Annotated in this window: 17 protein-coding genes; 8 read left to right on the top strand and 9 right to left on the bottom strand. The window is 67.2% G+C overall.

Annotated features, from left to right (window positions below; genetic code table 11):
* Positions 1-21: 21 nt before the first annotated feature.
* A complete protein-coding gene (locus tag ABIE57_RS02110; RefSeq protein ID WP_354537325.1) occupies positions 22-2,121 on the bottom strand; it encodes an ATP-binding protein in 2,100 nt (699 codons plus the stop codon).
* 10 nt (positions 2,122-2,131) lie between these two features.
* Complete coding sequence (locus ABIE57_RS02105; RefSeq protein ID WP_354537324.1) at positions 2,132-2,653, bottom strand: putative pterin-binding protein; 522 nt, start codon at positions 2,651-2,653, stop codon at positions 2,132-2,134.
* A gap of 173 nt (positions 2,654-2,826) precedes the next feature.
* Between ABIE57_RS02105 and ABIE57_RS02100 the strand changes: the two genes are divergently transcribed.
* The 4 genes from ABIE57_RS02100 (at position 2,827) to eno (ending at position 6,922) form a co-directional block, all read left to right on the top strand.
* Positions 2,827-3,438: a response regulator transcription factor gene (locus ABIE57_RS02100; protein WP_354537323.1), complete on the top strand. Its 612-nt coding sequence runs from the start codon at positions 2,827-2,829 to the stop codon at positions 3,436-3,438.
* A gap of 107 nt (positions 3,439-3,545) precedes the next feature.
* Entirely contained in the window at positions 3,546-4,418 is an 873-nt protein-coding gene (locus ABIE57_RS02095; protein WP_354537322.1) for a DMT family transporter, read from the top strand.
* A 94-nt stretch (positions 4,419-4,512) separates the two neighbouring features.
* Complete coding sequence (locus ABIE57_RS02090; RefSeq protein ID WP_354537321.1) at positions 4,513-5,301, top strand: hypothetical protein; 789 nt, start codon at positions 4,513-4,515, stop codon at positions 5,299-5,301.
* 346 nt (positions 5,302-5,647) lie between these two features.
* On the top strand, positions 5,648-6,922 hold the full coding sequence (gene eno, locus ABIE57_RS02085; protein ID WP_354537320.1) for a phosphopyruvate hydratase: 1,275 nt from the start codon (positions 5,648-5,650) through the stop codon (positions 6,920-6,922).
* 172 nt (positions 6,923-7,094) lie between these two features.
* Here eno and pgi read toward each other — a convergent pair whose 3' ends face one another.
* The 4 genes from pgi to ABIE57_RS02065 all read right to left on the bottom strand — a co-directional run bounded on the left by pgi (position 7,095) and on the right by ABIE57_RS02065 (position 11,340).
* Positions 7,095-8,675, bottom strand: a complete 1,581-nt coding sequence (gene pgi, locus ABIE57_RS02080; RefSeq protein WP_354537319.1) for a glucose-6-phosphate isomerase — start codon at positions 8,673-8,675, stop codon at positions 7,095-7,097.
* Positions 8,676-8,679: 4 nt separating this feature from the next.
* Positions 8,680-9,357 carry a 6-phosphogluconolactonase gene (gene pgl / locus ABIE57_RS02075; protein ID WP_354537318.1) on the bottom strand — a complete coding sequence of 226 codons (678 nt, stop codon included), beginning with the start codon at positions 9,355-9,357 and terminating at the stop codon, positions 8,680-8,682.
* Positions 9,354-10,808, bottom strand: coding sequence for a glucose-6-phosphate dehydrogenase (gene zwf / locus ABIE57_RS02070; protein WP_354537317.1), 1,455 nt, complete (start codon positions 10,806-10,808; stop codon positions 9,354-9,356). The genes pgl and zwf overlap by 4 nt, the downstream gene beginning before the upstream one ends.
* A 73-nt stretch (positions 10,809-10,881) precedes the next feature.
* Positions 10,882-11,340, bottom strand: coding sequence for an Lrp/AsnC family transcriptional regulator (locus ABIE57_RS02065; RefSeq protein WP_354537316.1), 459 nt, complete (start codon positions 11,338-11,340; stop codon positions 10,882-10,884).
* A 128-nt stretch (positions 11,341-11,468) separates the two neighbouring features.
* On the opposite strand from ABIE57_RS02065, the gene ABIE57_RS02060 reads away from it, so the two are divergent.
* Positions 11,469-11,675 (top strand): DUF6356 family protein, encoded by a 207-nt coding sequence (locus ABIE57_RS02060; RefSeq protein WP_354537315.1) that lies wholly within the window; start codon positions 11,469-11,471, stop codon positions 11,673-11,675.
* A 17-nt stretch (positions 11,676-11,692) separates the two neighbouring features.
* On the opposite strand, the gene ABIE57_RS02055 is transcribed toward ABIE57_RS02060, so the two are convergent.
* Positions 11,693-12,358 (bottom strand): HAD-IA family hydrolase, encoded by a 666-nt coding sequence (locus ABIE57_RS02055; protein WP_354537314.1) that lies wholly within the window; start codon positions 12,356-12,358, stop codon positions 11,693-11,695.
* Between the two features lie 138 nt (positions 12,359-12,496).
* Here ABIE57_RS02055 and glmU point away from each other — a divergent pair, with 138 nt between their 5' ends.
* On the top strand, positions 12,497-13,849 hold the full coding sequence (gene glmU, locus ABIE57_RS02050) for a bifunctional UDP-N-acetylglucosamine diphosphorylase/glucosamine-1-phosphate N-acetyltransferase GlmU (RefSeq protein ID WP_354537313.1): 1,353 nt from the start codon (positions 12,497-12,499) through the stop codon (positions 13,847-13,849).
* A 2-nt stretch (positions 13,850-13,851) separates the two neighbouring features.
* Positions 13,852-15,681 carry a glutamine--fructose-6-phosphate transaminase (isomerizing) gene (glmS, locus tag ABIE57_RS02045; RefSeq protein ID WP_354537312.1) on the top strand — a complete coding sequence of 610 codons (1,830 nt, stop codon included), beginning with the start codon at positions 13,852-13,854 and terminating at the stop codon, positions 15,679-15,681.
* A 5-nt stretch (positions 15,682-15,686) separates the two neighbouring features.
* Here glmS and ABIE57_RS02040 read toward each other — a convergent pair whose 3' ends face one another.
* Positions 15,687-16,097: a hypothetical protein gene (locus tag ABIE57_RS02040; RefSeq protein ID WP_354537311.1), complete on the bottom strand. Its 411-nt coding sequence runs from the start codon at positions 16,095-16,097 to the stop codon at positions 15,687-15,689.
* A gap of 104 nt (positions 16,098-16,201) precedes the next feature.
* On the opposite strand from ABIE57_RS02040, the gene moaA reads away from it, so the two are divergent.
* On the top strand, positions 16,202-17,212 hold the full coding sequence (gene moaA, locus ABIE57_RS02035; protein ID WP_354537310.1) for a GTP 3',8-cyclase MoaA: 1,011 nt from the start codon (positions 16,202-16,204) through the stop codon (positions 17,210-17,212).
* A 373-nt stretch (positions 17,213-17,585) separates the two neighbouring features.
* On the opposite strand, the gene der is transcribed toward moaA, so the two are convergent.
* Positions 17,586-19,034, bottom strand: coding sequence for a ribosome biogenesis GTPase Der (der, locus tag ABIE57_RS02030; RefSeq protein ID WP_354537309.1), 1,449 nt, complete (start codon positions 19,032-19,034; stop codon positions 17,586-17,588).
* Positions 19,035-19,065: the final 31 nt, after the last annotated feature.

Raw genomic sequence — 19,065 nt, 5'->3', positions numbered from 1 at the left:
CAAATCCCTGTGAGCCTGCGCTCAGGCGGCTGTTCGGTGGGGCCGGAGCGCGGCATCGGTGGCCCGCCAGAGCGCGGGCAGGTCGGCGCGCAGCGCGCGGAGGCCCTCTGTGTCACCCGCCCCGAGTGCGGCCTCCATCCGCGAAAGATGGGCGTGGAGCGCGATGGCGCCGCAGGTGGCGGCGATACCGGCAAGGCGATGGGTGCCGGTGTGCAGGCCGTCGGGCGGGGTGTCCTCGGGCAGCGCGAGAAGGGCCGTTGCCTCGGCGCGAAGCCCGTCGAGCGCGCGGTCAAGCTGGGCCGGGGGCAGGGTCCCGGACAGTTGCGCGACATGGGCCATGTCGATCAGCGGCGGCGCGGCCCCGAGGCGGCCCAGCAACGCGCGCAGTCGCTCGCGCGTGAGCGGCTTGGTCTCGGTGGCATCGACCCCGGCGGCGCGGAGCCGCGCGGCCGCCGCCGCGCCGTAATGGGCGGTGAGCGCGACGATGGGGGTCCGGGTGTTCGGCCCCGGTTCGGAGCGGATGCGGCGGGTGGCCTCGATCCCGTCGAGATGCGGCATGTCGAGATCCATCAGGATCAGATCGACCGGGGCGCGGCCCGCCTTGCGCACGCCGTCAAGGCCGTCATGGGCAAGCATCACCTCGTGCCCGTCCCGTGCGAGCATCGCGGCAAGGACCATGCGGCTTGCGGGCGTATCCTCGACCACGAGCACGCGCTGCGGGCGTATCGGCACGGGCAGGGCGTCTGGCGGGTCGGCCTCGGGCAGGGCAAGCCGGACGGTGAACCGGCTGCCGTCGCCGGGGCGGCTTTCGACCTCGATTCGCCCGCCCATCATCGTGACAAGCTGGCGCGCGATGCCAAGCCCAAGCCCGCTGCCCTCGCGCTCGATGCCGTCGGGCGGGGGCAGGCGGACGAAATCCTCGAACACATGCGGCAGGTCGGCGGCGGGGATGCCGATACCGGTATCGGTCACGCGAAACGCGGTGCAGGTGCCGGTGAAGCGGTCCACCGACAGGGTGACGGTGCCGTGGGAGGTGAACTTGATGGCATTGGACAGAAGGTTGAGCAACACCTGCGAAAGCCGCTGGCGGTCGCCCGTGACATGACCCATGCCGCCCTCGGGCACGCTGAGCACGAGCCGGTTGCCGCGCCTGTCGGCGGCGGCGCGCTGGCCCTCCATCAACTCCTTGAGAAGCTCATCGAGATCGAAGGGCGCGGGGCGCAGGGCGATCCCGCCCGCCTCGGCCTGAAGCCCGTCGAGTGCCTCGTCGATATGGGTGCGCAACGCCGCGCCCGAGGCGCGCATGATCCGTGTGAACCGCGACTGTTCGTCAGAGAGCGGGCTGTCCTCCAGCAATTCGAGCGCGCCCAGAAGACCGTTCAGGGGCGTGCGCATCTCGTGGCTGATCACGGCGAGAAAGCGCGCGCGCGCCTCCACGGCCCGCAGTTCGCGCTCGCGGGCGACGGCGGCCTCGGCCTCGGCGGCGAGGCGGTCGCGATAGAGGTTCCAGAGCAGCACGAGAAGCGCCACGAGCGCCAGAAGCATGGCAAGGCTGAGGGCGGTGAGCGTGACGATCTGGGCCGTGAGCGCCGCGCGCTCGGCCCCGGCCTGACGCGCGTCAATGGCCACGGCCTGAAAGCCGAGCGCGCGAATGGGGGCGGTCATGCGCGCGGCCAGCGCGGTGAGCCGGGCGCGCCCGTTCAGAATGGCCGCGTCGGTGCTGTCGATCACGGGGAGCATCTCGCCCAGAAGGTCGATGATCGCGCGCGTATCCGTCCGTGCCGGTTCGGTCGCCAGCACGTCGCGATAGGTGGGGCTGGTGCGCAGCGTCATGGCGCGGCTGTAGAGCAGATCGAAGCTTCGGCGTGCGGCCTCCGGTGCCGCGGGATCGGCAGGATCCAGTTGCCCCAGTGCAAGGCGAAAGCGCATCTGGTCCACCTCAAGCTGCGAGAGGGTCCATTGCAGGTTGTCGGTGTCGGCGGTGCCGTAGGCCTCGAGCCGGATCAGGACCTGCACGGTGATCGCCGCCGCCGCGATCATGCAGGCAAGAGCGAGCGCCCCGAGAAGTGCGAGCGCCGCGCGATTGCGTCGAAGCGGGAAAAAACGCAGCGGGGCGCGCATCGGGGTCCTCTCAGGGCTGCGGCGCGGGGACGGTGATCCGTGCAAGTTGCCAGATCGAGCGGGCATAGATCAATTCCGTCTGGAACTCCGGGTTTGCGTCGTAATTGTAAACCAGCCAGAACGGTCCCATGTCGCGCAGGCTCATCGCCGCTCCATTGCGGGTGAGGGCGATGATCGGGTTGTCGGGACCGATCTCGGCGACAGGCAGGGAGACACGGTAATTGTTCACGGCCTCGAGGTCGATATGGGCGGCGCTGATGTCCAGATGCGCAAGCAAGGTCGCGAGCGCCACGCCACGAAACTGTTGCGGCCCGTCGGTCCAGACCGTATGGGTTTCGAACTCGGTCTGTGGAAGGGCCGACAGGGCCGCCCGATCAAGCGGAATGCTCTTGAAAAGGCTGCCCTCGGCACCGCGCGTCTCGATCAGGAGAACGGCATGCCCGTCGGCACGCGGGGAGCTGCCCATGACCGCAAGGGCGATCATGAGGACCGACAGAAGAAAAGCGGCGGCAGGATGGGGGCGGGCGGGCATGGCCTCTCCTTTGCTGCGATGGTGGGTAGTGTGACGCGTCCGACCGGATTTGCCAGACCTCCTATGCGTTTGCGCGCAAGAAAAATCGGATATCTGGGTCACGGATTTGTCATTTTCGTTGCAGATGCGTATGATCGCCCACGGGCTGGCGTTGTGAGGGAGGACGATTCTTGATGACCCGGCTCATTCTGGCCGACGATCACGATCTTGTGCGCGAGACAATCGCCGCCTACCTGCGCGCGGCGGGCGGGTTCGAGGTGGCGGTGGCCGAAAGCTTCGAGGCCGCCATGGCGCTCGTGCCCGGCCCCGGTCATGCCGATCTGGTGCTGCTGGATTTTTCCATGCCGGGCATGGAGGCGCTTGACGGGCTGACGCGCATGCGCGCGCGCGCGGGCTGCCCGGTGGCGATTCTCTCGGGCACTGCGCCGCCCGATGTGGCCCGGCGCGCGCTGCGCGCGGGCGCGGCGGGGTTCTTGCCCAAGACACTCGCGCCACAGGCCCTCATCGCGGCGGTTCGGCAGATGCTGGCCGGAGAGACCTATTTGCCATGCGATTTCCTGCGCTCGGACGTGGATGCCGGGGCGCAGTCACGGCTTGGCCTGACGGCGCGCGAGCGTCAGGTGCTGCGGGGCGTGGCGGAGGGCAAATCCAACAAGGAAATCGCCCGGGACCTCGAGATTCAGGAGGTCACCGTCAAGCTGCATCTCAAATCGGTCAGCCGCAAGCTGGGGGCGAAGAACCGCACGCAGGCGGCGATGATGGCGCGCGATCTGGGGCTGGCCTGAGCGTTCACGAATGGCAGGCGGCTATGCGCGGGGCGCTTGGCGCGGCGTCTTTTCCCGGCACAGGGAACAGGGTAGGAGGGGGATAGCCCTCACGAAAGCCCAAGAGAATGGAAAACCTGCGCGGCAGCGTCCTGATGGTTCTGGCGATGGCCGGTTTCGCGCTCGAGGACATGTTCATCAAGCGCCTGACCGCCGATCTGCCGGTGGGACAGATCGTGATCATGATCGGCCTGGGCGGCGCGCTGGTGTTCGGGGCGATCACGCGGGCGCAGGGGCGCAGGCTCTGGTCGCGCGACCTGCTGGCGCGCTCGGTGCTCTTGCGCAATTTCGGCGAGTTGACGGGCACCATGGGTTTTGTGCTGGCCATCGCGCTGACGCCGCTGTCCTCGGCCTCGGCGATCTTGCAGGCAACGCCGCTCGCGGTGACGTTGGGGGCTGCGGTCTTTCTTGGCGCGCAGGTCGGCTGGCGGCGCTGGAGCGCGATCCTCGTGGGATTCGCGGGCGTGCTGATGGTGATTCGGCCAGGGGTGGCGGGCTTTGAGCCGGCCTCGCTTTTCGCTGTCATGGCCGTGATCGGGCTGGCGACGCGCGATCTGGCGACGCGGGCCGTGCCGCGGGCGATCTCGTCGATGCAGCTTTCGACCTATGCCTTTGCCACGCTGGTGCCGACGGGCGCGCTGCTTCTGCCCTTCGGCGTGGCGCCGGTCATGCCTGCGGGGACCGAGATCCGCGATCTGGCGCTGGCGCTGGTCTGCGCGGTGGCGGCCTATTACGCCATCGTCGCGGCGATGCGGGTGGGCGAGGTCGCGGTCGTCACACCGTTTCGCTACACGCGGCTGATCTTTGCGCTGATCATCGGGGTCACGGTCTTTGGCGAGCGCCCCGATCTCTGGACGCTGATCGGTGCGGGGGTGATCGTGGCCTCGGGCCTTTATACCCTGATGCGCGAGGCGCGGGTGCGACATCGGCACAGGAAATGAGACTGCCCCGCATTTTTGAGTTGATCGCCGCGCTGCCGGTCCGGATAGTTCTGCCAGAGATGATAAAAACAGGCAGAGATCGGGCAGAGATTGAATGGATGTTCAGGATCCTTTTGCAGGCTATATCGCGGCGGAACAGGCGGCCTATGAGGCCGCCGCGGTCTTGCATCCGCGGGTAGCCGCACGCCGCTTTGCCCCCGGCAAGCAGGCGATCTGGTATCGGCGCATGACGCGGCTGATGGCGTGGCACCGCGAACGGGGGCTGGACGTGCCCGGCGCGTTGATGCGCCCCTACGGCCTTGGCGTGGTGGAGCGCGCGCGTGCGGGCATTCCGCTCAAGTATCAGTATCGCGGCCTCAACGCGCTGCGCGAACTGGGGCGCGCGCATGTGATGTTTCCCGAGATGATGGTGGCGGATGTGCCGCTCTCGGTGCTTGATCTCTCGGCGGGCGGCTGCGGGATCGCCGACGTCTATGGACATTTCGGACACGCGGTCTGCGTCAACGACTATTTCGTGCCGGACAAGGACGGCATCCCGCGCAGCCCCTATGCGGCGATCCATGCCGATCTTGGGCTGGACTGCCACCATTTCGACGGGCGCGACCGGCCTTACCGCTTCGACAGTGCCGCGTTCGACATCGTGCTCTGCCATCAGGCAATCGACGCTTATGGCCCGGTCGAGGCATGGCCCGAGGCGCTCGACGAGATGTTGCGCATTGCCCGGCGCGCAGTCGGTTTCGTGCTCAACCCGCCCGCGCCGCGCACGCCCGAGACAGAGGCGCAGGCGGCCGAATTCGTCGCCGATTCCTGCACGCGGCTGGGTGCGGAGCGGGGCGAATGCCCCGAAACCGGCATGGTCACGCTGCGTATCGACAAGGGCTGAGCGGCGCGCGCCGTCTCAAGCGGGCCTGGCCTTGTGGTGCAGCCCCGCTTTCAGGCGGGTGGCGTCCGGGTCGTGCATGCCGGTCCTGACGGAGATGCGTTCGACGGGCTCTGGCACGCAGGATCACCGGGCGTCCGACCGAGGTGCCGCCACAGCACAGTATGCGGTGATCCATGATGCCGGTCATATGGGGCGCTGGTGCAGGCGCTGACACAAGACGGCTTTCGTCCGGTCGAGAGAGAATGGAGGTCTTCGCCGCATGACCGGGCAACACGGATGCCGCGTTTGCATCCCGACGGTTTCTTGCTATGGGGCGGGCAGGTTTTTCAGTCCGGGACATGACATCATGAGCAGCATCATCGACATTCACGCGCGCGAGATCCTCGATAGCCGGGGCAACCCGACGGTAGAGGTGGAGGTCACGCTGGAGGACGGCACCATGGGCCGCGCGGCGGTGCCGTCGGGGGCCTCCACCGGCGCGCATGAGGCGGTGGAGCGGCGCGACGGCGACGCGGGTCGCTATGGCGGCAAGGGCGTGCTCGAGGCCTGCGCGGCCGTCAATGGCGAGATTGCCGAGACGCTGATCGGCTTTGACGCCACCGAACAGGTGGCCATCGACATGGCGATGATCGAACTGGACGGCACGCCCAACAAGGCACGCCTCGGGGCCAATGCGATCCTCGGTGTGTCGCTCGCCACCGCCAAGGCCGCCGCCGATTACAGCGCGGTGCCGCTCTATCGCTATGTGGGCGGGACGGCGGCGCGGGTGCTGCCGGTGCCGATGATGAACATCATCAATGGCGGCGAACATGCCGACAACCCCATCGACATTCAGGAATTCATGATCATGCCGGTCAGCGCCGAGACTATCCGCGACGCGGTGCGCATGGGTTCGGAGGTGTTTCACACCCTGAAGAAGGAGTTGTCGGCGGCGGGGCTGGCCACCGGCGTGGGCGACGAGGGCGGCTTTGCGCCGAACCTCTCGAGCACGCGCGATGCGCTCGATTTCATCCTCAAATCCATCGAGAAGGCGGGGTATGCGCCGGGCGAGGATATCTGGCTTGCGCTCGATTGCGCGGCGACGGAATATTACAAAGGTGGTAAATATGAAATTTCCGGCGAGGGCCTGAGCCTTTCCAGTGAAGAAAATGTCGCCTATCTGCAAGCGCTCTGCGCCGATTATCCGATCCTCTCGATCGAGGACGGCATGGCCGAGGACGATTGGGAGGGCTGGAAGATGCTCACCGACACGCTCGGGCAGAAGGTGCAGCTTGTCGGCGACGATCTCTTCGTGACCAACCCCGCGCGTCTGGCGATGGGGATCGAGCGGGGGTGCGCCAATTCCATGCTGGTCAAGGTCAACCAGATCGGCACGCTGACCGAAACGCTTCAGGCCGTGGAAATGGCGCATCGCGCGCGCATGACCAACGTGATGAGCCACCGCTCGGGCGAGACCGAGGACGCCACCATCGCCGATCTGGCCGTCGCCACCAATTGCGGGCAGATCAAGACAGGCTCGCTCGCCCGGTCGGACCGGCTGGCCAAGTATAACCAGTTGATCCGCATCGAGGAAATGCTCGACGAGACGGCGATCTACGCGGGCCGGTCGATCCTGCGCTGACGCAAGGCCGAGACCCTCGGATCAAGTCCGAGGGTGACGGGCTCTCGGGTTTCGGGCGTCATCCTCGGGCTTGACCCGAGGATCTCTTGCGGGGGAGATCCCCGCTTTCGCGGGGATGACGGTCGCGCGGGGATGACGGCGGCGCGGGGATGATGACGGCGGCGCAGGGGGCTCAGCCTTCCGCGCCCCTGACAAAATCCACCAGCGCGCGGGTGGAGCCGTCCTTGCCCGAGGCATCCGCGCCATCGAGCAGGGGGGCCAGCGCCAGCGCCAGTTCCTTGCCCAGTTCCACCCCCCATTGATCGAATGAATTGATCCCGAGCGCCACGCCCTCGACGAAAACGCGGTGTTCGTATAGCGCGATCATTGCGCCCAGACGGCGCGGCGTGAGCCGGTCATAGATCAGCGTGGTCGAGGGGCGGTTGCCGGGAAAGACCCGGTGCGCGGCCTGCCGGTCGAGATCAGCGCCCGTCACGCCCTTGGCGGCAAGCCTCGCGCGCGCCTCATGCAGCGTGCGCCCGCGCATCAGCGCCTCGGATTGCGCAAGGCAATTGGCCACCAAAAGCCGATGATGATGCGCAAGATCCGGCTCATGGCCTTGCGCAGCCACAAGAAATTCGCACGGGATCACATCGGTGCCCTGATGGATAAGCTGGTAAAAGGCGTGTTGGCCATTGGTCCCCGGCTCGCCCCAGACCACGGGGCCGGTGGGCACCGGTGGCGCGTCGCCCGCCAGCGTCACGCGCTTGCCGTTGCTCTCCATTTCGAGCTGCTGAAGATAGGCGGGCAGGCGGGCAAGGCGCTGATCATAGGGCAGCACGGCGCGGGTGGTGAACCCGAGCGCCTGCCGATGCCAGAGGCCGGTCAGTGCCAGCATGACGGGCATGTTGGCCGTGAGGGGCGCGTCGCGGAAATGGCGGTCCATCGCCTCGGCCCCGGCCAGAAACCTGGTGAACCGTTCCGGCCCGATGGCGATCATCAGCGGCAGCCCGATCGGCCCCCAGACCGAATAGCGCCCGCCCACATAATCGCCGAACCCAAAGACGCGGGCAGGGTCGATGCCCCAATCGGCGGTCTTGTCGGTCGCCGAAGAGACGGCGGCCAGATGCGCGCCCGGATCGCGGCCATGCGAGATCAGCCAATCGCGCGCGGTGGCGGCATTGGTCATGGTCTCGATGGTTGTAAAGGTCTTGGAGGCGATGATGACAAGCGTGCGCGCGGGATCGAGACCTGCCAGAGTGTCGGCGATATCGGCCCCGTCCACGTTCGAGACGAAATGACAGCGCGGCCCGTCTTGATAGGGCGAGAGCGCGCGCGTGGCCATCTCGGGGCCGAGATGCGAGCCGCCGATGCCGATATTGACCACGTCGCGCCAGCCGTCTTCGCGGATCTGGGCGGCAAACCCGGCCATGCGCGCGCGGGTTTCGCGGATGTCACGCAGAATGTCGGTGCCGTCGAGCCTCAGCGCGTCGGAGGTCAGATCGCGCAAGGCGGTATGGAGCACGGCGCGCCCCTCGGTCTCATTGATCGCCTCGCCCGCGAACATCGCGGCGCGGCGCGCCTCCAGTCCCTGCGCGCGGATGAGATCAAGCAACGCCGCGCGGGCGCTTTCGGTCAGCGTGGTCTTGGCATAGTCGAAGAGCATCCCGTCATGGTGCACGGAAAAGCTGTCGGCGCGACCGGGGTCGTCGAAGAGCGGCAGGATGGCGCGGCCCCGTGCGGCCTCGGCCTCGGATTTGACCTTTTCCCACATCGGCTCAGTCCTCTGGCGACCAGTGCACCGTGGCACCCGGCAGGACCGCGGCCACGGGGGCCTCGACGGGCCGCAGGTGGCGCGCGCGCTCCAGCGCCGCGCGCTTGGCGTCGCCGGTGATGACGATATGGGTGCAGACAGCCCCCGCCAGAACGCGCGCCGAGAGCGTGACGCGCGCCTCGTCCTCGCCCGGCACACGAACGGGCACGACGATTGGCGCGCGCTCATCAAGCGCGGCCCCGAGCCCCTCGGCCCCCGGAAAGAGCGAGGCGGTGTGCATGTCCGCCCCCATGCCCAGAAGGCAGATGTCGATGGGCAGGGCGGGGGCGATATTGGCCTCTAGCTCGGCCAGCACCGCCTCGGGGGCATCAGATCGGGCATAGAGCGGCAGGTAGCGCGCCGCCGCCGCGCGGCCCGTGAGCAGACGCTCGCGGATGAGCCGGGTGTTGGAGCGGATGTGCACCTCGGGGCGCCACCGCTCGTCCGAGAGCAGGATATCGACACGGTCCCAGTCGAGATCGGCATCGCAGAGCGCGTCAAAGACCGGTCCCGGCGTGCTCCCGCCCGGCACCACGAAGAGCGCGCGCTCCTTGTGGCCGAGCACCATGCGCAACTCGCTCGACAGCGCATCAGCAAGGCCAAGCGCCAGCAATTCGGTATCGGGATAGGTGATCAGGGTCATGGGCGTATCTCCCGCCAGCGGCGGCCGTCGCGGTGCATCAGCATGAGCGCATCATCCGGGCCGGAGGAGCCGGTAGCATAGGGCAGGGGGGCGGTGTCCCCGGCCTGCCACGCGGCGATGATCGGATCGGTCCAGGCCCAGGCCGCCTCGACCTCGTCGCCGCGCATGAAGAGGGTCTGGTTGCCCCGGATCACATCCATGATGAGCCGCTCGTAGGCGTCGGGGAAATCGGCCTCTTCGGGCCCCAGCGCCTCGGCGAAGGTCATGTCGAGCGGCACGTCGATCAGGCGCATCCCCCCCGGCCCCGGTTCCTTGATGGTCACGCCAAGCTCGATCCCCTCATTGGGTTGCAGCCGGATCGTGAGGATGTTGCGGTGCCGTCCGGCCTCGGGGCCAAAGATCGAATGGGGCGCGTCCTTGAACACCACGGCAATCTCGCTGGCGCGCTCGCGCAGGCGCTTGCCGGTGCGCAGATAGAAGGGCGTGCCGGCCCATCTCCAGTTGGAGACATGCAGTTTCAGCGCGACAAAGCTTTCGGTCGTGCTCTCGGGGTTTTCGGCCTGCGTGCGGTAATCGGGCTGGCTCTCGCTGCCCTCATACTGGCCGCGCACCACGTTTTCCGGGGCGACGGGATCAAGGGCGCGGATCACCTTGAGCTTTTCGTCGCGCACGGCACCGGGGTCGAACTTGGCGGGCGGCTCCATGGCGATGAGGCACAAAAGCTGCATCAGGTGGTTCTGCACCATGTCGCGCATCGCGCCCGCGCGGTCATAATACTCGCCGCGCCCGCCCACGCCCACGCTTTCGGCCACGGTGATCTGGATGTGATCGACATATTGGCTGTTCCACAAGGGCTCGAAGAGGACATTGCCGAAGCGGATCGCCATCAGGTTCTGCACGGTTTCCTTGCCGAGATAATGGTCGATCCGGTAGATCTGCCCTTCGTCGAAATGCCGCGCCAGCGTGCGGTTGAGGGCGCGCGCGCTTTCCAGATCGTGCCCAAAGGGCTTTTCCACCACGATGCGCGCATCGCCCTCGGCCAGCCCGTGCTTGTGCAGCCGCTTGGCCAGATCGCCGAAAAGCGACGGGCCGACGGAAAAGTAATAGGCGCGGATGCGGTCCTTGCGGGTCTTTTGGGCAAGCGCGTCCCAGCCTGCCTCGCCGCGCGCGTCGAGAGTGACGTAATCGATGAGGTCGAGAAAGGCCGCGAGCGGTTTCTTGCGGGTGGCCTCGTCAGGGGCGAACTCGGTCAGCGCCTCGCGCACGAAGGCGCTGTAGGCGCTTGCGTCCATCTCGGAGCGGGCGGCACCGATCAGGCGCGTATCTTCGGCGAACTGACCGGCGACAAAGCGACGATAGAGTGCCGGCAGGATCTTGCGCCGCGCCAGATCGCCGGTGCCGCCGAAAACCACCAGATCGAAGGAATCGACCGGAATCACCCGAGAGGCCATGGCGCATCTCTCCTGCTTACGTCTGGCGGACCTTACCACGGATGGCGGGGGCGACAATGGCGGAAGGGCGCGCTCAGGCGTGATCGAGGGGCAATTCGGTGGTGGCGCGGATCTCTTCCATCACGAAGCTGGCCGAGACGTCGCCCATCGGCACCCGCGCGATGAGGCTGCGGTAAAGCCGGTCGTAATCGGCCATGTCCGCCACCTGCGCGCGGATGAGGTAGTCAAGATCGCCGGTCATCCGCCACGCGCCCTGCACCTGCGGCAGGCCGCTAATCGCGCGGGCGAAGGCGTCGAGCCAGTCGGCGTCATGGGCGGCCGCGCGGCACTGCATGAACACCGTGAGCGGCAGGCCAATGCGCGCGGGATCGAGCAACGTCACGCGGGCGCGGATCACACCCGCGGCCTCAAGCGTGCGGATGCGCCGCCAGCAGGCGTTGCGCGACAGGCCCACCCTCTGCCCGAGCGCATCGAGCGCGATGTCGGCGTCGCGCTGCACTTCGATAAGGATCTTGCGGTCCAGATCGTCCATTTTTGCGATATTCAGCCAGTTTGGTGGACAGGTTCTCAATATTTTGAATTTATCAGGGAAAAATGGGAAAATGTCACGCGATGTTTCGGTTAGCCTGCGGGAGCGAACCGAACAGGAGGACACCGGTCATGCTGAGCAAGCTTTTTCTCGATCATCCGCGCAGCGTGGAGGAAAGCTATTTTGAACACGCCCTTTTTGCCGGCCGCTTTGCGCTGTGGCTCTTCGCGGCGGGCGGTGCGGCGCTGGTTCATGCGCTCATACCTTGCGTTTTTGAGAAGACGGCCAGCCGGATGATCGCGCAAATGTATGCAAAAACGCAAAACCGGGGACGGTGAAGGCCAAAGGGGCCGGCTTAGCCGATGAGCCGCGCGACCACGTTGGGCAATTCATTGTAATGGCCGATGATCGCGTCGGGTTCCAGCGCCGCCATATCCGCCCCCGAAGGCCCGAAGCCCACCAGAACCGAGGGCACGCCTGCCGCGCGCGCGGTCTCTCGGTCGGTGTCCGAATCGCCCACCAGAAGTGCGCGGCCCGGATCGCCCCCCGCGCGGCGCACCGTCTCGTTGAGGTGTTCGGGATCGGGCTTGCGCACCGCCAGCGTATCGGCGCCGGTGAGCGCGTGAAACGCCTCCAGCACACCCAGCCGGTTCAGCAGGAGCCGCGCCAGCGCCTCGGGCTTGTTGGTGCAGATCGCCACGCGGTATCCCGCGCCTCGCAAGATCCCGACCGCCTCCATCGCGCCGGGATAAAGCCGGGTATGGGTGTCGATCGCGCGTGCATAGGCCTCCAGCAGGACCGGATATTGCCGGTCGATCTCGGCCTCGTCCTGCCCGCGCCCGATCCGCTCCATCCCCAGCCGCAGCATCGCCCGGCCGCCGCGTAGGGCCACGCCCGCGTCGCGCGCGGCGCAAAGCTGGTCGCCCACGCCCATGCCTCGAAAACAGGCGTTGGCGGCGGCGACAAGATCGCCGCTCGTATCGGCGAGCGTGCCGTCGAGATCGAAAACCACGGTGCGCATGCAAAGCCCTCCTGTTGCCCGGCAGGGCCCGCTTAGCCCTGTCATGGAAAGGTCACAAGGATTTCCCGGTCTGCCCCTTGCGTATAGGTGCAAAACCGATAGAACGGCGGTGATTTACCCCGTGAAAGAGCGTGTTCCATGTCTGTTGCCCTCATCGTGCTTGCCGCCGGCAAGGGAACCCGCATGAACTCGGATCTGCCGAAGGTGCTGCATCCCATCGCGGGCGAGGCGATGTTGGTTCATGCCATCGCCGCCGGGGGCGCGCTTGATCCCGCGCGCGTGGTGGTGGTGGCTGGCCACGGGGCCGACGCCGTGCGCAAGGCGGCGCTGGATTTTGACCCTGCGGTGCAGGTGGTGCTTCAGGCCGAGCAGTTGGGCACCGCGCACGCCGTGGCGCAGGCCGCGCCCGCGCTGGAGGGTTTTACCGGCGACGCGGTGGTTCTCTATGGCGACACGCCCCTGATCCGCCCCGAGACGCTGGAGCGCATGGCCGAGGCGCGGGCGCATCATGACATCGTCGTGCTGGGTTTCAACGCCGCCGATCCGGGCCGCTACGGGCGGCTGGTGATGGCGGGCGAGGCGCTGGAGCGGATCGTCGAGTTCAAGGACGCAACCGAGGCCCAGCGCGCGATTGCCCTGTGCAACAGCGGCGTGGTGATGGCCGCGGCACCGGTGCTGTTCGATCTGGTCGGCGCGGTCGGCAACGAGAATGCGGCGGGCGAATATTACCTCACCGATATCGTGGCGCTGGCGCGCGCGCGCGGCCTTTCGGCCACCGCCGTCGCCTGCGACGAGGGTGAGACACTCGGCGTCAATTCCCGCGCGGAACTGAGCCGTGCCGAGGCCGCCTTTCAGGACCGCGCGCGCGCCGAGGCGCTGGAGACGGGCGTCACCCTGCAAGCCCCCGAGACGGTGCATTTCGCCCGCGACACATGGGTGGGGCGCGATGCGGTGATCGAGCCTTTCGTCGTCTTCGGCCCCGGCGTGACGGTGGAAAGCGGCGCGCATATCCGGGCATTCTCGCATCTTGAGGGCTGCCATGTCTCGCGCGGCGCGGTGGTGGGGCCCTATGCCCGGCTGCGCCCCGGCACGGAGTTGTCGGAGGATGTGCGCATCGGCAATTTCGTCGAGGTCAAGAACGCGCTGATCGCCGAAGGGGCCAAGGTCAACCACCTGAGCTATATCGGCGATGCCGAGATCGGCGAGGGCAGCAATATCGGCGCGGGCACGATCACCTGCAACTATGACGGCGTGATGAAGCACCGCACCACCATCGGGCGAGGCGTGTTCATCGGCTCGGACACCATGCTTGTCGCGCCTGTCACCGTGGGCGACGGGGCGATGACCGCCTCTGGCTCGGTCATCACCCGCGATGTCGAGGCGGGCGCGCTGGCGGTGGCACGCGCGCGGCAGGACAACAAGCCCGGCTTTGCCACGCGGTTTTTCGAGAAGCTGCGCGCGCTCAAGGCGCAAAACACCAAGGGAGAGTAGCCATGTGCGGAATCGTCGGAGTTCTGGGCAATCACGAGGCCGCGCCGGTGCTGGTCGAGGCGCTCAAGCGGCTGGAATACCGTGGCTATGACAGTGCCGGGATCGCCACGATCAATGACGGGGTGCTCGACCGCCGCCGCGCCGTGGGCAAGCTCGTCAATCTTTCGGACCTGCTGGTGCATCACCCGCTCGCGGGCAAGGCCGGGATCGGGCATACCCGCTGGGCCACCCATGGCGCGCCGACAGAGCGCAACGCCCACCCCCACAAGGCCGGGCCGGTCGCCGTGGTGCATAACGGCATCATCGAGAATTTCCGCGAGCTGCGCGCCGAACTGGCCGAGGCCGGGTTCGGCCACGAGACCGACACCGATACCGAAACCGTGGCACTGCTGACACAGCACCACATGGCGCAGGGCATGGAGCCAGAGGCCGCCGCCCGCGCCACCATCGCGCGGCTGCGCGGGGCCTACGCGCTTTTGTTCCTGTTCGATGGCGAGGGCGATCTGATGATCGCCGCGCGCGCGGGCAGCCCGCTGGCGATCGGCCATGGCGAGGACGAGGGCGAGATGTATGTCGGCTCGGACGCCATCGCGCTCGCGCCCATGACCGACCGGATCACCTATCTGGAAGAGGGCGATATCGCCGTGGTGACGCGCGCGGGCGTTTCCATCACCGATGCCGGGGGGCGGCTGGCCAACCGCGCGGTCACGAAGATCGCCATCGACAGCGCGCGCGTGGACAAGGGCGGGCACCGGCATTTCATGGCCAAGGAAATCGCCGAACAGCCCATGGTGATCGGCAACGCGCTTCGTCATTACCTCAGCGATGATGGCAACGAGATCGTCCTGCCCGAGGGCGCACCGGATTTCACGGGCGTGGAGCGGATCGTGCTGGTGGCCTGCGGCACGGGCTATTACGCCTGCCTGACGGCGAAATACTGGTTCGAGCAACTGGCGCGGATCCCCGTCGAGGTCGATATCGCCTCGGAATTTCGCTACCGCGAACCGCCGATTGCCCCCGGCACGCTGGCCATCTTCGTCAGCCAGTCGGGCGAGACCGCCGATACGCTCGCCGCGCTGCGCTATTGCCGCCACCGCGCCGACAGCATCCTTGCGGTGATCAATGTCGAGACCAGTTCCATCGCGCGCGAGAGCGATGTCGCCCTGCCGATCCTCGCCGGGGCGGAAATCGGCGTGGCCTCGACCAAGGCGTTTACCTGTCAGTTGACGGTGCTCCTGTTGCTTGCGCTCAAGGCGGCGCGGATGCGCGGCGAAATGAGCGTCGAGCGGCTGGCCGATCTGCTTTCGAAACTGCGCGGCCTGCCCGCCACGCTCAACACCGCGATGGAGATCGACGGGTCCATCCGCGAGGTGGCGCGAGAGCTTGCGGGGGCGCAGAGCGCGCTTTTCCTCGGGCGTGGGCTGATGTATCCGCTGGCGCTGGAGGGGGCGCTGAAATTAAAGGAAATCAGCTACATCCATGCCGAAGCCTATGCCTCGGGCGAGTTGAAGCACGGCCCCATCGCGCTCATCGACGAGACCATGCCGGTCATAGTCATGGCCCCCTGCGATGCGCTCTTCGAGAAGACCGTGTCGAACATGCAGGAGGTGATGGCGCGCGGCGGGCGGATCGTGCTCATCTCGGACGCGGCCGGCGTGGCGGCGGCGGGCGAGGGCACGTTTCAGGTGGTCACGATGCCGACGGTCGATCCGGTGCTGGCACCAATCCTCTATGCATTGCCTGCGCAGCTCATCGCCTATCACACTGCCATCGCCAAGGGCACGGACGTGGATCAGCCGCGCAATCTGGCGAAATCGGTGACGGTGGAATAACCCCCTCAGCCCCCTGCGGAGACGCGCAGTTCCGGCAGCGCCGTGAGCGAAAGCCCGAGCGCCTGATAGGCACCAAGCGACAGGCGGCTGCCCGCGCCCGGCGCGCCCGCGATGGGAATGAGATCGAGCGTGACCGAACGCCCCGTGGCCGGGTCGCGCACCGTGCCGCGCATCGGGACCGATACGAGCGGCGTGCGCATCCAGAGCCCCGGCTCGCGCACATTGCCAAGCGAAGCGATTGTGGTTGCGGGCAGGCTGGCGCGGGGCGGCTGCGGGGGAACGGACGCCTCATCGCGCTCGATCACACCTTCGTCAGGCGGCGGGGCAGCGGGAGGGGCAGGCGTGGGGCGCGGTTCGGTCAGGGAACAGCCGCCGAGAACGATGAACAGAAGAGAAAACCGCAAGATATAAGCCATGATGCCAGACTAGGGCCGCGCGACCCGGCCCGCAACGACCAAGACGGCCGCGCCCTGTGCGCATCCCCCTTGTCGCCGCGCCCGTGCGGGAATAGGTTTGCGCCATGACACATGCCCCGCTCATCGACCCGTTTCAGCGCGCCATCTCCTATCTGCGCGTCTCCGTCACCGACCGCTGCGATTTCCGCTGCGTCTATTGCATGTCGGAGAACATGACCTTTCTGCCGAAGAAAGAGCTTCTGACGCTGGAGGAACTTGACCGCATGTGTTCCACCTTCATCGGGCTGGGGGTGGAGAAGCTGCGCATCACCGGCGGAGAGCCGCTTGTGCGCAAGGGAATCATGACGTTTTTCAACGCGATGACCCGGCATCTGGAGGCGGGCCGCCTCAAGGAGTTGACGCTGACCACCAACGGCAGCCAACTCGAACGCTTCGCGGCGGACCTTCATGCGGCCGGGGTGCGGCGGGTCAATGTGTCGCTCGACACGCTCGATGAGGCGAAATTCGCCGAGATCACCCGCTGGGGCCGTCTGCCGCAGGTAATGCGGGGGATCGACGCGGCACAGGCGGCCGGGCTTCGCGTCAAGATCAACACCGTGGCGCTCAAGGGCTTCAACGAGGACGAGCTGTTCTCGCTGGTCGAGTGGTGCAAGTCGCGCGACATGGACCTGACCTTTATCGAGGTCATGCCGATGGGCGATATCGGCAATGAGGACCGGCTGGGCCAATACTGGAAGCTCAGCGATCTGCGCGCGCGTCTGGCCGAGCACTATACGCTGACCGACCTGACCGAGCGCACCGGTGGGCCCGCGCGATACGTGCGGCTTGAGGAAACGGGGCAGAAAATCGGCTTCATCACACCGCTCACGCATAATTTCTGCGAAAGCTGCAATCGTGTGCGCCTGACCTGCACGGGCGAGCTTTACATGTGCCTCGGACAGGAGGACATGGCCGACCTGCGCGCGCCGCTGCGCAACCACCCGCGCGACGACGCGCCGCTGGAGGCCGCGATCCGCGCCGCGATCGCGCTGAAGCCCAAGGGCCACGATTTCGACTATTCCCGCCAGTCGGTCGATGGCCGCGTCTCGCGTCACATGAGCCATACCGGGGGCTGAGGGGCGGGGGCGCACGGCCGCCGGAGCGGGAGGGTGGTTGATATCTGACGCGGGCGCCGCGCACTGGGGATCCGGCGCGCCATGGGGTGGGCGTCGTTAATGGCCTGTTGCCGACATTGGTGGAGCCGCGCGAGGGCCCGACCGCGGGTGGGCGCTGCAACAGCGTTGGTGAGCGCTTTATGGTGCCAAATACTGGAACGATTGAAGGGGTTTCAACGTCGAAAAAGCGCCCGCCCGGGGGGCGGTCGGGCGCTCGCGCGGCGGCGTGCGGGGCACGCCTTGATTCCGCGCGGGGGAGAGGGGGCGAATGTCCCCTTCAGGCCAGGAGCTGCCCCCGGCACAGCCGCGCGCGGTTCGTGTCAGGGTTTGAGCCTCAGAGATGCTTGCGCAGGCGGGACGGCCCCGGCTTCTTGCGGTCCTTGTAGGGGTTCTTGTCGGACTGCCCCCGCACATAGAGGCGAATGGGCGTGCCCGGCATGTCGAAGCTCTCGCGCAGCCCGTTCACGAGATAGCGCGTATAGCTTTCGGGCAGCTTGTCGGGATGGCTGCACATCACCACGAAACCGGGGGGCCGCGTCTTGGCCTGCGTCATGTAGCGCAGCTTGACGCGGCGGCCGCCGGGGGCGGGGGGCGGGTGCTGTTCCAGCATCCCCACCAGCCAGCGGTTGAGCTGTGCCGTGGGCACGCGGCGGTTCCAGACCTCATGCGCCTTTTCCACCGCGTCGCGCAGGCGGTCCAGCCCCTTGCCGGTCTTGGCCGAGACCGTGACCAGCGGCGCGCCGCGCAATTGCGGCAAGAGACGGTCAAACGCCTCCTTGAGGGCGCGCAGCTTGCCCTGCCGGTCCTCTTCCACGTCCCATTTGTTGACCGCGACCACCACGGCGCGGCCCTCGCGCTCGGCCAGGTCGGCGATGCGCAGGTCCTGTTGCTCGAACGGGATGGCGGCATCGAGCAAGACCACCACAACTTCGGCGAACTTGACCGCGCGCAGCCCGTCGGAGACCGACAGCTTTTCCAGCTTGTCCTGAACCTTGGCCTTCTTGCGCATTCCGGCCGTGTCGAATATGCGCACAGGCATCCCGTCCCAGTCGAGCCGGAGCGAGATCGCATCGCGGGTGATCCCGGCCTCGGGGCCGGTCAGCAGGCGCTCCTCGCCGAGGATCTTGTTGATGAGCGTGGACTTTCCGGCATTGGGCCGCCCCACCACCGCGACCTGAAGCGGGCGCGCGGGCGTGGGGCGCCATTCGGGGGCCTCGGCCTCGTCATCGACATCGGCGTCGATCAGAACATCGGTTTCCGGCGCCTCGGCCTCGGCGCGCGCGGCAAAAGCGTCCGAGAGGGGCATCAGGCGCTCGTACAGCTCGTTCATGCCCTCGCCATGCTCTGCCGAAAGGCGTATGGGATCGCCAAGGCCCAACCCATACGACTCGAACAGGCCCGCATCGGCGGCGGAGCCTTCGGACTTGTTGGCGGCAAGGATGACATGGGCCGACCGCTTGCGCAGGATGTCGGCAAAGACCTCGTCGGTGGGGGTGACACCTGCGCGCGCGTCGATCACGAAAAGGCAGATATCGGCCATCTCCACGGCGCGTTCGGTCAGCTTGCGCATCCGGCCCTGAAGGCTCTCGTCGGTGGCCTCTTCGAGGCCTGCCGTGTCGATCACGGTAAAGCGCAGATCGCCGAGACGCGCGGCACCTTCGCGCAGGTCGCGCGTCACGCCGGGGCGGTCATCGACCAACGCAAGGCGTTTGCCCACAAGGCGGTTGAAGAGCGTGGACTTGCCCACATTGGGCCGTCCCACGATAGCGAGGGTAAAGGACATCGGTGCAGGCTCCTGCCGGTCAGGCAGCGGT

Source organism: Roseovarius sp. MBR-6, assembly GCF_040547525.1.
Lineage (GTDB): Bacteria > Pseudomonadota > Alphaproteobacteria > Rhodobacterales > Rhodobacteraceae > Roseovarius.
Note: the sequence above shows the minus strand (reverse complement) of the source record. Positions and strands in the feature narration are given on the sequence as shown.

Excerpts from the sequence above, each read along its gene's own strand:
- moaA (WP_354537310.1), top strand. The coding sequence starts at position 16,202 with ATGACACATGCCCCGCTCATCGACCCGTTTCAGCGCGCCATCTCCTAT.
- ABIE57_RS02055 (WP_354537314.1), bottom strand. The coding sequence starts at position 12,358 with ATGCGCACCGTGGTTTTCGATCTCGACGGCACGCTCGCCGATACGAGC.
- pgi (WP_354537319.1), bottom strand. The coding sequence starts at position 8,675 with ATGTGGGAAAAGGTCAAATCCGAGGCCGAGGCCGCACGGGGCCGCGCC.
- pgl (WP_354537318.1), bottom strand. The coding sequence starts at position 9,357 with ATGACCCTGATCACCTATCCCGATACCGAATTGCTGGCGCTTGGCCTT.
- der (WP_354537309.1), bottom strand. The coding sequence starts at position 19,034 with ATGTCCTTTACCCTCGCTATCGTGGGACGGCCCAATGTGGGCAAGTCC.
- glmS (WP_354537312.1), top strand. The coding sequence starts at position 13,852 with ATGTGCGGAATCGTCGGAGTTCTGGGCAATCACGAGGCCGCGCCGGTG.
- zwf (WP_354537317.1), bottom strand. The coding sequence starts at position 10,808 with ATGGCCTCTCGGGTGATTCCGGTCGATTCCTTCGATCTGGTGGTTTTC.
- ABIE57_RS02095 (WP_354537322.1), top strand. The coding sequence starts at position 3,546 with ATGGAAAACCTGCGCGGCAGCGTCCTGATGGTTCTGGCGATGGCCGGT.
- glmU (WP_354537313.1), top strand. The coding sequence starts at position 12,497 with ATGTCTGTTGCCCTCATCGTGCTTGCCGCCGGCAAGGGAACCCGCATG.
- ABIE57_RS02100 (WP_354537323.1), top strand. The coding sequence starts at position 2,827 with ATGACCCGGCTCATTCTGGCCGACGATCACGATCTTGTGCGCGAGACA.
- ABIE57_RS02105 (WP_354537324.1), bottom strand. The coding sequence starts at position 2,653 with ATGCCCGCCCGCCCCCATCCTGCCGCCGCTTTTCTTCTGTCGGTCCTC.
- ABIE57_RS02065 (WP_354537316.1), bottom strand. The coding sequence starts at position 11,340 with ATGGACGATCTGGACCGCAAGATCCTTATCGAAGTGCAGCGCGACGCC.
- ABIE57_RS02090 (WP_354537321.1), top strand. The coding sequence starts at position 4,513 with ATGGATGTTCAGGATCCTTTTGCAGGCTATATCGCGGCGGAACAGGCG.
- ABIE57_RS02040 (WP_354537311.1), bottom strand. The coding sequence starts at position 16,097 with ATGGCTTATATCTTGCGGTTTTCTCTTCTGTTCATCGTTCTCGGCGGC.
- ABIE57_RS02110 (WP_354537325.1), bottom strand. The coding sequence starts at position 2,121 with ATGCGCGCCCCGCTGCGTTTTTTCCCGCTTCGACGCAATCGCGCGGCG.
- eno (WP_354537320.1), top strand. The coding sequence starts at position 5,648 with ATGAGCAGCATCATCGACATTCACGCGCGCGAGATCCTCGATAGCCGG.
- ABIE57_RS02060 (WP_354537315.1), top strand. The coding sequence starts at position 11,469 with ATGCTGAGCAAGCTTTTTCTCGATCATCCGCGCAGCGTGGAGGAAAGC.